Raw genomic sequence first — 13,835 nt, 5'->3', positions numbered from 1 at the left:
GATAACTATAACTGATATAAACCTGTTAAGCTTACTCTTATCAAACAAAATCTTAGAGTTAAAAACAACCAGAGTGTTCCTGAAGTCACGATCACCCATATAAATGATCTTTTGATAAGCCCAAATACCCATCAAAAAATAATCTAATCAACTGAATTAATTAGAATAAAGTCATGTATACTCAATCAGATTTTATGTAAAAAATTATTTCTATTAGCATAAACATCTAATACTGTAAAATACTGAAAAAACGCATACAAACAAATAATTAATAAAAAAATTAACCTAACACAAAATTTAACGCTAAACACAAGATACACGATACTCTAAAAAAGAGTATTACTTTTGGTAAAAAATGGACAAACATTAGACTTTGTTGTTAAATAATCTAAGTCGTTAGACAGAAAATGATTCAATTTTAACAATGCGAGGCTCATTTAGAATAATCAATTACCCTTTTAAAATGGGATAGGGATATGGACTTCAAAAACTTATTTTTTTCTATTTTAGGGTGCGGATGGGCCTATCTATTAATATATACATTAATGGATGTCTATTGGTCTATTGTATCTTTGCCTTTTTTAATCATATTCTTCATTATTTTTTATATACTCTCTACAAGGAATAAACGGATGTTTACAAAAAAAAATAAAGATAATTTAGTCGAACCAGTGAAAACTGATGAAATCGCCTACAAGAAAGAGGTTATTGAGCCAAAAGAAGAAAAATTACCTCAAACACCCGCACCAAGAAAAAGCACCTCCATTTCAAGTAGTTGTAAAATATCTGGCGATTTTATTTTGGATGATGACATTCAAGTATTTGGTCATATAAAAGGCAGTATACGCAGTAATAATGGTGTTGTGACCATCCAAAAAGAAGGGGTTGTCGAAGGCGAAATTTATGCTCAAACGATCTCAATCAATGGCAAAATGAAAGGGTTATGCGTATCTGAAGATCTTGATATCTTAGAGAATGGCCAGTTAGATGGTATCTGCCAAACTAAAAACTTAACAATCAAGAAAGGTGGCGTATTTACAGGTACCTCAGAAAGAACCGATAAAAAAATATCTAGCCATGATGTTAAAAATGAACTTACACAAAAAAAATCAGATGTGATTAATTTAGGTGTGCCTTCATCTTCCCTGCCTACTCGATAAGTAACCTATCAAACATTTATTTTATAGCGGTAATCATTCCGCTATAAAATGATAATTAATACAGGCTAGCTATATTTAGAACTTATTACCAAATAGCTTTATTGCGCTTGGCTGAAATACATCAAACGCTTATCACTGCTCTGTATAAATAGTCGTGATACACTCAAATTATATTTTCAAGATCTCTCTTCTATATTGATAAAAGAATTAAGTAATGGCTGTTTTAACTTTACTTATCTTAAATTTCACGTCAGTTCACTTCTGGACATAAACTGTTTACTCACAATGCGCCGTTATCTAACGCCTAACCAAATTCCCCCTTGTTGAAGCACACTTTTAGCCTAGAAATAGACAACTATTGACTTAAAGTGAGGAACAATTAGAGTGAGACTCAGAAAAATTTGCAGATAGGACGTAAAGCTTACGGCAGCAAACGCTACCTAAGGTATAATAAGGGTATAAGAGCGTTATTTGTATGCGAAAAGCGCTATCGAATATTGAACTTTCATTTATAAAACAATAGGTAAAATAAATTGGCTCAATACGTTTACTCAATGCATCGGGTTGGAAAAATTGTTCCGCCGAAGCGTCATATTTTGAAAAATATTTCTCTAAGCTTCTTTCCTGGAGCAAAGATTGGTGTTTTAGGTCTCAATGGTGCTGGTAAATCTACATTACTGCGTATCATGGCAGGTATTGATACCGATATCGAAGGTGAAGCACGTCCTCAACCAGGCATTAAAATTGGCTATCTTCCACAGGAACCTAAGCTCAATCCTGAGCATACTGTTCGCGAAGCGGTTGAAGAAGCCGTTTCAGAAGTCAAAAATGCCTTGACGCGTTTAGACGAAGTGTATGCCGCTTATGCGGATCCTGATGCTGATTTTGATAAATTAGCTAAAGAGCAAGGCGAATTAGAAGCCATTATCGCGGCACACGATGGGCATAACTTAGATAACCAACTGGAACGTGCGGCCGATGCTTTACGTTTACCAGCTTGGGATGCAAAAATTGAAAACTTATCGGGTGGTGAACGTCGCCGTGTTGCTATCTGCCGACTGCTGCTAGAAAAACCCGATATGTTGCTCCTTGATGAGCCAACTAACCACTTGGATGCTGAATCCGTCGGCTGGCTAGAACGTTTCCTGCACGACTACGAAGGCACCGTCGTCGCGATCACCCACGACCGTTACTTCCTTGATAACGTTGCAGGTTGGATCCTTGAGCTTGACCGTGGAGAAGGTATTCCATGGGAAGGCAATTATTCATCTTGGTTGGAACAAAAAGATCAACGTCTAGCACAAGAAGCCTCTACTGAAGCTGCTCGCCGTAAATCGATCGAGAAAGAACTCGAGTGGATCCGCCAGAATCCAAAAGGCCGTCAGGCTAAAGGAAAAGCACGTTTGGCTCGCTTTGAAGAGCTTAACAGTGTTGAATACCAAAAACGTAATGAAACTAGCGAACTCTTTATTCCACCTGGTCCACGCTTGGGGGATAAAGTTATCGATGTTGAGAATTTATCCAAATCCTATGGTGACCGAGTTCTCATCGATAATCTGAGTTTCTCTATTCCTAAAGGTGCAATCGTCGGTATTATCGGTCCGAACGGTGCGGGTAAATCAACCCTATTCCGCATGATCTCAGGCCAAGAACAACCTGACTCAGGGACTATCACGCTTGGTGATACGGTGAAGATTGCTTCCGTTGATCAGTTCCGTGATGCAATGGACGATAGTAAAACGGTTTGGGAAGAGATCTCTAACGGGCAAGATATTATGCGTATCGGCAACTTTGAGATCCCAAGCCGTGCATATGTTGGCCGTTTTAACTTTAAAGGCGTTGACCAAGGAAAACGTGTTGGGGAGTTATCCGGCGGGGAACGTGGTCGTCTACACTTAGCGAAACTGCTACAAGTTGGCGGTAACGTCCTGTTACTCGATGAACCAACCAACGACCTCGATGTTGAAACATTGCGTGCGTTAGAAAACGCCCTGTTAGAGTTCCCTGCCTGTGCCATGGTTATCTCGCATGACCGTTGGTTCCTTGACCGTATTGCAACACATATTATTGATTATCAAGATGAAGGCAACATCACCTTCTTTGAAGGTAACTTCTCTGAATATGAAGATTACAAAAAACGCACCTTAGGTGCAGAAGCACTACAGCCTCATCGTATGAAATACAAGCGTATGAGCAAATAGTCACGCATGATTGACCAACACAAATACCTCAATAATGGGGTATTTGTGTCATTACTCTAACTTAGCGATGAATAGGCTCACTCATCTAACATCAATAATTGCTGAACTAACGAGATACAGGTTAGAAAACGGCTGTCGTAGTCGGGTGATTCAACTCGAACAAACTCAACATGATTTTTCTTTAGCATTTCAATCAGCAATGCTTGGAATTCTTGCCGATCTTTTTCACTGCCTAAGCTACGTAACCCATCGGCCACCCATGGAGTGTTGTTTTCCAATAAGATGACTAAATCAAAACGGTATTCATCAATTAGAGCCTGAACAAAAGGATGTTCTTTTCCTTCGTAGCGCTTACAAAAAGCCTGTGTCGTAATAAAATCGGTATCGATAAATGCGACCTTATTGGCATATTTAACAGCAAAATCAATATATTGAGCATGACCTAACGCAATTTTGTCATAGTCAGAATATTGCAATGCCATCTCATCACCACCGAGGTGGGAAAAAACATAGTCTCGTCCAAATTCCCATGCGCTAGTCGTATTAAAAATATTAGCCAATTTATTCACTAATGTGGACTTGCCGCTCGATTCTCCACCGAGTATGGCAACTTTACGCACAAAGAAGGGTTTGACTTCTGTTGGAATATAATCCCAGTAGCGAAAAGGTGCCTGACGGATCTGATTACCGCTAATATTCATAAAGGTACGCTCAGGGTCGATTAAAATCGTTTCTATGCCTAAATATTTTTTGTACCTTGGCGCATCATTTTTTTCACCTGAGTAGATAAAACTTGGGTGGATATTCTGTTTTTTCAAAAACCCGAGCATGCCCTCACTCCACACTTCCCAACCATGTGGATAAGGTTCTATCCCCTGCTCATCAAATGAATGGATATGAATATTTTTTTGGTATTTGAATGTTTGTAATAACCAACGTAGGCGGTCGCTCACCGTAGGTTGTTGTGACATAGAACTATTCACAAACAAATCTTTATCGCGCGGTTCATCATGACAAAGAATAACATGCAGTTCATCGACTTGACTGCACGCACGTTGTATCAGGTAGATATGACCTGTATGCAAAGGATAAAACTTACCAAAGACGACCCCAATGATTTTTTGTTTATTGGGATATTCCAACCCCAGAAAACGATGGAGTGCCGCAATTTTTTGCGCACTTGGGCTTTTAATTTTATTGTTGATAAGCTGGCTGAGATAACCTTTGGTCATATCAGAGGCATCGGCAACTTGCTGTAGAGTATAACCCGCTTGCTTAATTGCATTCTTAAGATAGTCAAATTCAGCCATTTAATTTCCTTATATGCTTTCAATAACACGGCCTACAACTAGGTATTACGACAGTATTACTGCGAGATAACGTTCTATTTAACAACGTAAAAATGTCAATGATGCTTAATCTCTTATTCAAATTCATCCATCACGCTTAAAGCATCGGACAACTTTTTCACACCATACACTTTCATATCTGGAGGTAGCTTTTTAGGCATATTGGCATGAGGCACAATCGCGCGTTTAAAACCGTGTTTTGCCGCCTCAGAAATTCGCTCCTGCCCACTGGGTACTGGACGGATCTCACCAGCAAGCCCAACCTCACCAAATACCACCAAATCTCTTGGTAAAGGCCGGTCACGAAAACTGGAGACTAAAGAAAGGAGTAATGCCAAGTCTGCACTGGTTTCTGTCACCTTAACGCCACCAACCACATTAACGAACACGTCTTGATCGGACATTTGTAAACCACCATGCCGATGCAGAACCGCTAATAAAATGGCTAAACGATTTTGTTCAAGCCCAACCGCCACTCGACGAGGGTTTGACATCATAGAGTGATCAACCAACGCCTGAATTTCCACCAGCAATGGGCGAGTGCCTTCCCACACAACCATAACTGAACTACCCGATGTAATTTCATCACCACGACTCAAGAAAATGGCAGAAGGGTTATTCACTTCTTTTAAGCCTTGTTCCGTCATGGCAAACACACCGAGTTCATTCACCGCACCAAACCGGTTTTTATGGCTACGTAAGGTACGGAAACGATTATCGGCATCACCATCCAGCATAATCGAACAGTCGATACAGTGTTCTAACACTTTCGGTCCCGCTAAAGAGCCATCTTTTGTCACATGGCCTACCATAATAATAGCGACACCTCGGGTTTTGGCAAAACGGGTAAGGTAAGCTGCGGTTTCTCGAACCTGTGCAACACTGCCCGGAGAAGATTGGATATCTGCCATATGCATCACTTGAATTGAGTCAATCACCATCAATTTGGGTTGTTCTTGTTCGGCAGTTAAACAGATTTGTTCGATACTGGTTTCAGACAGCATGTTCAGGGAGTCAGTGGGTAGCCCTAGACGGTGGGCACGCATGGCAACCTGTTGCAGAGACTCTTCTCCCGTCACATAAAGCGTTTTCATCTCTCGTGATAGTAAGCACATTGTCTGTAGCAACAAGGTACTTTTACCAGCCCCTGGGTTTCCGCCAATTAAAATCGCGCTACCAGGCACAACACCACCACCAAGCACACGGTCAAACTCTTTAAAACCCGTGGTAAAACGAGGTAACTCTTCAAGGCTAATTTCGGATAGCTTTTGCACGCGGCTGACACCCGCGGCATTGCCAGCGTACCCTGTTAAGCGGTCATTACGTGGAGATGAATGACTTGAGGCGAGGCGCACTTCTGTGATGGTATTCCATGCGTGGCAAGCACTGCATTGCCCTTGCCAGCGTGGATAATCCGCACCACATTCATTACAGACAAACGCCCTTTTTGCACCTTTTGCCACAATATTGCTCCTATTATCCCTTTTAACCAACTGCTTTTAATTCAAAAGTCTGTACCCTACATATTTAGCCTGTTTACGACTTATAACAACCTAAAAACGTGTCCTTTTAAGCCGATAGTACGCTAAATCATCAACTTATTTTTACCTTCACAGATAACCGTCTTAATCGTCGATGCTATACCGCCATCACACATTGCATTTTAAGTTATCAGTATGTGTTCCCCCACAACTCATCTTTTCTAAATAGTGTATGTTGTGGATAGGTATCAAACGTTCTTCCCCCCTAGCCACCTATTTAAGTATGCGACTAGGCGGGTGTGGATAACCGTACCACGACGCTAAATAGGGCGAATATTAGCGTTCCTCATGCTTCAGCCCACCACTTAACACACACATCACCCCCATCAAATCGGCGTGACGGATAGCCACTTTGGCACGCGCATAGACTTTAGGTTTTGCATGATAAGCAATCCCCAGACCTGCTTTACGTAACATTTTTAGGTCATTCGCACCATCACCGATAGCCACAGTTTGTTCTATCGGAATGTCTAAGCGCTCAGCCAATTTAACTAATGTTTGAGCCTTAAATTTCGCATCAACAATAGGCCCTTTCACTTTACCGGTTAACTTACCATCTTTAATTTCCAGTTGGTTAGCCACGGCAGCGACCAGTTTGAGTTGCTGGCGTAGGTTATCCGCAAAGAAAGTAAACCCTCCGGATGCAATTGCAACATGCCAATCCATTGCCTGTAATTTACGCACAAGGCTTGTTAGGCCGGGCATTAATGGCAGGGAGTCCATGACTTGTTGCAAAATCATCACGTCAGCCCCTTTAAGTAACGCAACCCGCGCCCTTAAACTTTCAGTGAAATCGAGTTCGCCTTGCATTGCACGTTCAGTGACCTCAGAAACTTGATCACCGACACCATATAAACGAGCAATTTCATCAATACACTCGATTTGGATTGCGGTGGAATCCATATCCATCAATAACAACCCCGGTGAACGTAAACGTGGAATTTGTCCAAGAGGCACGACATCCAATAAGCTTTCATCGGCTAATTTTTTGATACGAGGAGTGATGCTTCCTGCAATTCTGACGACTTGATAGTCATCAATTCGCCATGATGAAACAATGACAATTGCTATTCCTAAGCGCTGTTGAAAATCACTGATCCGCGCTTTATCCAAGCCACGCCCATACAATAACCAACCACTATCGCCTGCACGGTAATCTAAAGGCATCACTTCCTCCCCGCTCAGCGACAGTGGCAATCCAGGCCACTTCTGAATTTCATCGGGTAAATAGCAATAGGTCAAACTCGTTGACATGAAAATTAGCTCCTGTAATCGACTCAACTTTTTATAATAAAAATACGTTCCAAAACTACCCTATCTGTGTAAGCTCTGGCAACATGATGCCAGAGAATAGATAAAGAGCCCTTAGTGATTTCTATGAAACTAACATTTAAGCTTCACAAAACAGTGATCATCGTTATCTGCGTGGCATTAATAGCCCTATTAATGCAAGGCATATCCTATTTAGGTACTAGCCAAAATCAAAGCAGAGTTGAACAGTTTAAACAATTAACGCGTGTTTTGGCTGAACAAGTGGCATTCAGCTTATCCGATTATATCGTTTCCGGCAGCAAAGATTTTAATCGAGAACGAATTATCGCCAATTTAAAGAATGTGACGAAAGACAAATATATTTTGGATGCCAGTATTTATTCGGCTGGAGGCACATTAATCGCCAGTGCAGGAGAATCCGTTTCTGTACGAGAACGCCTCGCTATCGATAGCGCTCAATCTACTCAACCTTTTCAATATCAATTAGTGGTACCTATTCTTGGTCAAGAAGAACCGAAAGGCTACCTACGTCTTACTATCGATACAGAACTTTTAACCACAGAAATCCAGCAGGCAGATAACAGCACTAACGTGTTACGTTTTTTCATTTTATTCGCGCTATGCATTGGGTTTGTGCTCGCCAACACACTCTTCCGTTCCAAGAAAAAGAAAGGAAAGAATACCCCACCACAGTTAGTGGTTGATGAAGACAGTGGTACTGAAGAGGACGATAACATGCAGCCAACTGCATCGAAAAGAGCTCACTCAGAGAAAAAGAAACCAGAACATAGGCCTTATCGACCTAAGAAGCGACGGGCTAAAAGCAAACCCAATAAACCTAAACCCCCCGAACATTAATTCGATCATACAAATCGCTGAGGGCGTTTTCCTCAGCGAAATGATTAAATGGATTTAGTATCAAATACGATAGGGGCGATGAATTCAACTTTACCATCAATCAGTAAAGTTTCTGGTGGTACAGGAAAAGGCGCTGCACGATTAATTGTTGCCAACGCTTCTTTGTCGAGAATTTTGGTTCCCGATGAATTAATCAAGCTGGCACTAATCACTTCACCTTGACGGTCAACCGTCACTTTAACCTGAGACACCCCCATTGAGCGAAAGCGCAAGGCCGCCCTTGGATAACGTTTTGCTTTCGCTAAACGCTGATGAACTTCACTGTGCCAACCTTGGTGTCCACTCACCGCGGCAGAAGCATTACTCGAAAAATTAGCACGACTATTGGATGCACTGCCGGCTGTGGGCATTGACGTCACTGCGGATTCTTGAGTATTTAACGGTGCTTCTTCAACCACTTTTTTAACTTGTGGCTGCTGCTTTTTGGGTGGGCGTTTTTGTTCACTCACCTTGGTCAAGGTGCCATTATCGACTAAAGGGGTTTCAGGTAGTTTTTCCGTTTTTTCAACAAGTTCCGGTAAAACTTCCTCACGCGTCACCATTTGCTGTTTAGGTGCATGGTTCACTTCAGGCTCTGAGTGCTGCTCAAGCTGATAAACCCCTAATTGCAATGATATTGCTGGTGGTAACACCCCCGTTTTAGGAAGGGTTGTCGTTAACCAACCTATAAAAATCACTGCAAGTGTTCCGTGGAAAAAAAGACTTAAAAACAAACCGCCCAGTGGACGGAAAATCGGGCGCTCTAGATTGCCCGCGATACTGCTCATATTCTGCCTCACGACTTTATTTTTTGCAGATTATAGGCATAATACAAACAAAAATGATATTCATTATTATTAATAATAACTCATAATTAAAATATCTATTTGAATTAATACAATAAAGTAATTTGAGCAAATCCTTTATTACGTATAAATGCGTAATGTTAACTTTTTGACACCAGCGAAAAATGACTATCGATAAATCTCTTGCCCGAAAAATTAGCGGGGCATATCAGTCAACTTATAGCCAGCTTGTCCGCTTTTTCCGCAATCGACTCGGTAATAGCAATGATGCTGATGATTTATCACAGGATGTGTTTACACTATGGCTTAATCGAAAAGAGCAATCTCCGATAAAAGAAAGCCGTGCTTACTTGTTTAAAATCGCCAATCATGTGTTGATCGATCATTGGCGACGTCATCAACGGCTAGCAAAATCAGAAACTGATATCGATGAAGCCTTACTGGAGCATAATCTTGAGGCGACCCAAGATGATCCTAGTGAAATATTGGAGCATCAACAGCGTATACAACGGCTTAGTGAAGCAATCGACTCGCTTCCTCCGCGAAGACGTGAAGCCTTTTTGCTTTATCGATTTGATGGTTTATCGCAAAGCGAAATAGCTGAGCGTATGGAGATCTCCATCAGTATGGTTGAAAAGCATATCGCCGCGGCTTTGCTACACTGTAAAAAGCACCTTGATAATCAGAGCAATAATAATTAATGACACACACATCCCCCTCCGAACCGGATGCATTGGATTCTGTTGATGAGCAAGCAGCACTGTGGTTTACTCGCCAGCATAGTCAACAAATGAGTGCCGAGCAGGTAAAACAATTTACTATTTGGTTAAATGCATCCCCTGAGCATGCAAAAGCCTATGAGGCAATGGCAGAGGTTTGGCGTGAGTTTGATTCGATGCCTCGTCCTGCATCTGTGGAGGTATCACCTAAAAAACGCCCTTTCTTTCGCCTTTGGCGTCCATTGGGCAATACACTCGCCGCATTGTTTATTGTGACTATTTTATTCTTGCCTTATAGCCACTTACCTTCAATGATGCTCAACAATATGACACTTGCAGCCACTAATGAGCCAAAAGAAGTGACATTATCAGACGGCTCAACACTCTTTTTAAACCGTCAAACCCAGGTGCGTGTGGCCTATGAAACCGAAATTCGCCAAGTTTATTTAGAAAAAGGGCGTGCTTACTTCAAGGTTAAATCTAATCCCTATCGCCCTTTTGTGATTTTGGCCGATGAAAGGCGCATTCGAGTCGTCGGGACGGAATTTGAAGTGGATAGACATCACCAACAAGTCACCGTGAGCGTCAGTAAAGGCATCGTGAGTCTGAAAACAGGAGAAGCCCAAGAAGCCACTTACTTATTTGCGGGAGATAGCGCAATAAGTCCAACGATAAACAGCACAATCACTGTCCAGAAAATATCCCCTTTAGACGTTGCAAGATGGCGCTTCGGTGAACTGAGTTTTACCGATAAACCCTTAGCTGACGTGCTCACTGAGCTGAAAGCTTATTCAACGGTGAATGTTGAACTTTCGCCTTCAACGCTCGCACAGAGCAAAATTTCAGGAAGGATCAATCTACGTCAACCGGAACAATTTTTCCAAGCTCTGCCTATACTTTTACCCGTGCAGGTTATCTATCAAGATAAAAATAACATACTGATTATTCAGAACAAAAAAAATAAATGAAAATTATTTCGATTTACAGGTGAGGATAATTCTCATTTCACCCTCTTCTTAAGCAAATACGCACTATTTGCCATTTTTAGCACTTTTTTGGTGCCGCTTAAGAATAAGGGATATGCATGTCTACTCGATTCACCCACAAACGGTTTCAGCCTGTTGCGCTACTTGTCGCTATCAGTAGTGCGATAAGCTGTCATTCCGCTATTGCTCAAGAAGTTGTTTTTTCACTTCCGGAACAACCTCTCGCAACTTCCGTCGCACAAATTAGTCAGCAAGGAAACCTTCAACTCCTCTATGACAAAAGCCAACTCAATGGGCTACGTGCTCCATCATTATCAGGCCAATACACCGCACAAACCGCATTACAAAAAATACTTATCGGTAGTGGATTAGAGTTGGTTAGTGATAACGGGGTGTTTGTTATTCGCCCACAAAACCTGAATCAAGGCACCTTAGTGCTTCCCGAAACACAAGTTTCTGGTGTCGTGCAAAATCACCCAGCAACCGATGTGATGTCTGCCCCACAATATGTGACCTCGGAAGAGATCAGCCAGCGTAACACGGGTGATGGCAATATTACGGATCTGATGAAAACCAACCCAGCAGTGCAATTTGCCAATAATGACAGCAACTCAATGAACCAAGGGGAAATCAAGCCTTCACGTATTTCAATTCATGGTTCGAGCAGTTATCAAAACGCTTATCGCCTTGATGGTGTGAGCTTCAACAATGATTTTGATCCCGCAGATAGTGGCCTTGGTGAAACAGCCACTCGCTTAAGCAGTAGCGATCAAGGGATCTATATCGATAGCCGTCTTATCGATAGCATGGCGGTGTATGATAATAACATTCCTGTTGAATTTGGGGGCTTTACGGGAGGAACCGTTGAGGTGAATAGCCGCCGCTGGCAAGGTGAAAACAGCGCTCACGCTTATTACCGGTTAACACGTTCAGGCTGGAACAACTTATTCCATGACCCCGCACTCGGAATCGATACGACCAAAAATGATACCGCTAACCCTGCTCGTTTCCAGAATCGCTACGATAAAGATGATTTTGGGGGTTGGTTTGAATTAGGTGTCAGTGAAAATTCAGGGATTGTATTTTCAGCATCACGCCGCAGTTCCACGATACCAATGACGGTAACGGGAGGGGATTCCGTTATCTTTGATGAAAATAATCAAGTGAAAATGGTTGATTTCGCTTCAGGTGAGAAGAAGCAGCACCGCACATCGGATAACTACTTCCTGAAATATTCACTCGATCTCTCCGATAAAAGTACGTTGGATCTCTCAGCTAACTATGCTTCTTACGATAGCCGCCTATTTTCAGCCTCAGTGATGAATTCAGGTTATGATTCAACCCATGATGGTCTTGGTTTTACTGCGGTTTTTAAACATCAATTTGATATTGGCCAATTCGAGTTAACCGCTAACACCCAAACACTCAAAGATGATCGTACAGATGACCAGAAGTATTCGCTCACCGTCCGTGCTATTGATTATACCACCTATGAAACCGCGGAAAGTAGCAGCGGTGGTTTAGGCGATCTCACCTCAAAACAGAAAAATCATGGCTTAAAAAGTGTGATGCGCTTTAATGCTATGGAAGATGGGTTAGGCCTCACTCATAAACCCACTTTAGGCGCAGAGCTCAATTACACCAAAGGCACTTATCGACGAGATAAAGACTACTTCCGCTATACCTACACGGGTAGCATAGATAACAATGGCATGTATAACGGTTACCTCAGCAATGTTACTCGTTTCCAAGCAGGAAACCACGCTGCCGACTACACTAATTACGCCTTATTCCTTGATGACAATATTCAATATGGCAAGTTAACCATTCGTCCAGGGATCCGTTTAGATCGCGACGACTTCGTTAATCGTACCAATATAGCGCCCCGCTTATCCGGTAACTATGATGTTTTTGGCGATGGCAAAACACAGATTATTGCAGGTGCAAACCGTTATTACGGCCGCTCAATGCTAACCTATGCCTTATATGGTGCACAAAATGATGGTATGCAATTATGTAATAGCTATGGTGAGTTTGCCCCCTGCTCGCTTGATCCGAATAAAAACGATTGGGATAACAAAAAAGATTATGAAGGACTGGATTCACTTAAAACCCCTTATAACGATGAGCTAACCCTTGCGCTGCAACAGGAGATCCTATCAACCACATGGCGTTTACAGTATGTACACCGTGAAGGTTATGATGAGGTCAGAACACGCACCAAATACGATACTCGCGACTTTGATAAACGTAGCATTCGTACCTTTGATAATGGCGGTCGTAGTTCACACGACACCGTGACACTTTCCGTTAATAACAGCCAACCTTGGGAGTGGGCAGAAGCTTCTCATGTGATGACTGCCTCACTGACATGGCAGCAAAGTGAAAGTAATACGCCAAAAGATGCGGGCTATAACTCGTTTGACCCAGCCAATAAAGTTAATCTCAACAAAGTATGGTATGACGGTAAAGTCATCGATGCTTCAAAATTACCGTCAACCAGCTTTAACTCTCCATTTAAGTTTAACCTAGAACTGACCAGTGTTTGGGATGATTATGATCTCACTTGGTATAACCGCCTGCAATGGTGGGGAGCTCGCGACCAAGCCGTTCGCTATGACAATGCCTATGCATTTGATCCTGAATATGGGCAAGTTCGCAAATACAGCAAACAGCATTTTGCTAGTAAATATACATGGGATACCCGTCTTGGCTGGAAACCTGATTTTGCCTATGGATTTGGCTTCTCTGTGGAAGTGAACAATATCTTGAACAACAAAAATATCGCGGACCGTTTTGTGTTCGAAGATAGGGTGTTGAAATCTTACGATCCGGGTCGCCAGTTCTGGCTACAAATCAATTACGACCTTTAAATCTTGTTAGCTATGTGAGCCAATTACAACA

10 protein-coding genes are annotated in these 13,835 nt (G+C 42.0%); 6 read left to right on the top strand and 4 right to left on the bottom strand.

The genetic code is table 11. The features are described from left to right. Positions 1–632: 632 nt before the first annotated feature. The gene (locus tag P2E05_RS03340; RefSeq protein WP_231131827.1) at positions 633–1,160 is read left to right on the top strand and encodes a bactofilin family protein; all 528 of its coding nucleotides are present in this window, start codon (positions 633–635) and stop codon (positions 1,158–1,160) included. A gap of 533 nt (positions 1,161–1,693) precedes the next feature. Continuing rightward, positions 1,694–3,361: an energy-dependent translational throttle protein EttA gene (gene ettA, locus P2E05_RS03335; RefSeq protein WP_276123006.1), complete on the top strand. Its 1,668-nt coding sequence runs from the start codon at positions 1,694–1,696 to the stop codon at positions 3,359–3,361. A 77-nt stretch (positions 3,362–3,438) separates the two neighbouring features. On the opposite strand, the gene nadR is transcribed toward ettA, so the two are convergent. The 3 genes from nadR to serB all read right to left on the bottom strand — a co-directional run bounded on the left by nadR (position 3,439) and on the right by serB (position 7,505). Beyond that, complete coding sequence (gene nadR / locus P2E05_RS03330; RefSeq protein ID WP_154623552.1) at positions 3,439–4,671, bottom strand: multifunctional transcriptional regulator/nicotinamide-nucleotide adenylyltransferase/ribosylnicotinamide kinase NadR; 1,233 nt, start codon at positions 4,669–4,671, stop codon at positions 3,439–3,441. A gap of 113 nt (positions 4,672–4,784) precedes the next feature. Continuing rightward, positions 4,785–6,173 carry a DNA repair protein RadA gene (gene radA / locus P2E05_RS03325; RefSeq protein WP_163860677.1) on the bottom strand — a complete coding sequence of 463 codons (1,389 nt, stop codon included), beginning with the start codon at positions 6,171–6,173 and terminating at the stop codon, positions 4,785–4,787. A 354-nt stretch (positions 6,174–6,527) separates the two neighbouring features. Next, the gene (serB, locus tag P2E05_RS03320) at positions 6,528–7,505 is read right to left on the bottom strand and encodes a phosphoserine phosphatase (protein ID WP_154623550.1); all 978 of its coding nucleotides are present in this window, start codon (positions 7,503–7,505) and stop codon (positions 6,528–6,530) included. Positions 7,506–7,628: 123 nt separating this feature from the next. Here serB and P2E05_RS03315 point away from each other — a divergent pair, with 123 nt between their 5' ends. After that, positions 7,629–8,381, top strand: coding sequence for an AhpA/YtjB family protein (locus tag P2E05_RS03315; protein WP_154623549.1), 753 nt, complete (start codon positions 7,629–7,631; stop codon positions 8,379–8,381). A 44-nt stretch (positions 8,382–8,425) separates the two neighbouring features. Here P2E05_RS03315 and P2E05_RS03310 read toward each other — a convergent pair whose 3' ends face one another. Then, positions 8,426–9,208 (bottom strand): energy transducer TonB, encoded by a 783-nt coding sequence (locus P2E05_RS03310; RefSeq protein WP_249999832.1) that lies wholly within the window; start codon positions 9,206–9,208, stop codon positions 8,426–8,428. Positions 9,209–9,390: 182 nt separating this feature from the next. On the opposite strand from P2E05_RS03310, the gene P2E05_RS03305 reads away from it, so the two are divergent. From P2E05_RS03305 to P2E05_RS03295, 3 genes are all read left to right on the top strand, one after another. After that, positions 9,391–9,927, top strand: coding sequence for an RNA polymerase sigma factor (locus tag P2E05_RS03305; RefSeq protein ID WP_154622152.1), 537 nt, complete (start codon positions 9,391–9,393; stop codon positions 9,925–9,927). Further along, on the top strand, positions 9,927–10,913 hold the full coding sequence (locus P2E05_RS03300; protein WP_163860675.1) for a FecR family protein: 987 nt from the start codon (positions 9,927–9,929) through the stop codon (positions 10,911–10,913). The genes P2E05_RS03305 and P2E05_RS03300 overlap by 1 nt, the downstream gene beginning before the upstream one ends. Positions 10,914–11,029: 116 nt before the next feature. Continuing rightward, positions 11,030–13,804, top strand: a complete 2,775-nt coding sequence (locus P2E05_RS03295; protein ID WP_163860674.1) for a secretin and TonB N-terminal domain-containing protein — start codon at positions 11,030–11,032, stop codon at positions 13,802–13,804. Positions 13,805–13,835: the final 31 nt, after the last annotated feature.

This window comes from Providencia stuartii, assembly GCF_029277985.1.
Taxonomy (GTDB): domain Bacteria; phylum Pseudomonadota; class Gammaproteobacteria; order Enterobacterales; family Enterobacteriaceae; genus Providencia; species Providencia zhejiangensis.
This window is presented reverse-complemented; position numbering and strand designations above follow the sequence as displayed.

Coding starts and splice junctions, on each gene's coding strand:
- P2E05_RS03340 (WP_231131827.1), top strand. CDS start 633: ATGTTTACAAAAAAAAATAAAGATAATTTAGTCGAACCAGTGAAAACT.
- nadR (WP_154623552.1), bottom strand. CDS start 4,671: ATGGCTGAATTTGACTATCTTAAGAATGCAATTAAGCAAGCGGGTTAT.
- serB (WP_154623550.1), bottom strand. CDS start 7,505: ATGTCAACGAGTTTGACCTATTGCTATTTACCCGATGAAATTCAGAAG.
- P2E05_RS03315 (WP_154623549.1), top strand. CDS start 7,629: ATGAAACTAACATTTAAGCTTCACAAAACAGTGATCATCGTTATCTGC.
- P2E05_RS03310 (WP_249999832.1), bottom strand. CDS start 9,208: ATGAGCAGTATCGCGGGCAATCTAGAGCGCCCGATTTTCCGTCCACTG.
- P2E05_RS03305 (WP_154622152.1), top strand. CDS start 9,391: ATGACTATCGATAAATCTCTTGCCCGAAAAATTAGCGGGGCATATCAG.
- P2E05_RS03300 (WP_163860675.1), top strand. CDS start 9,927: ATGACACACACATCCCCCTCCGAACCGGATGCATTGGATTCTGTTGAT.
- P2E05_RS03295 (WP_163860674.1), top strand. CDS start 11,030: ATGTCTACTCGATTCACCCACAAACGGTTTCAGCCTGTTGCGCTACTT.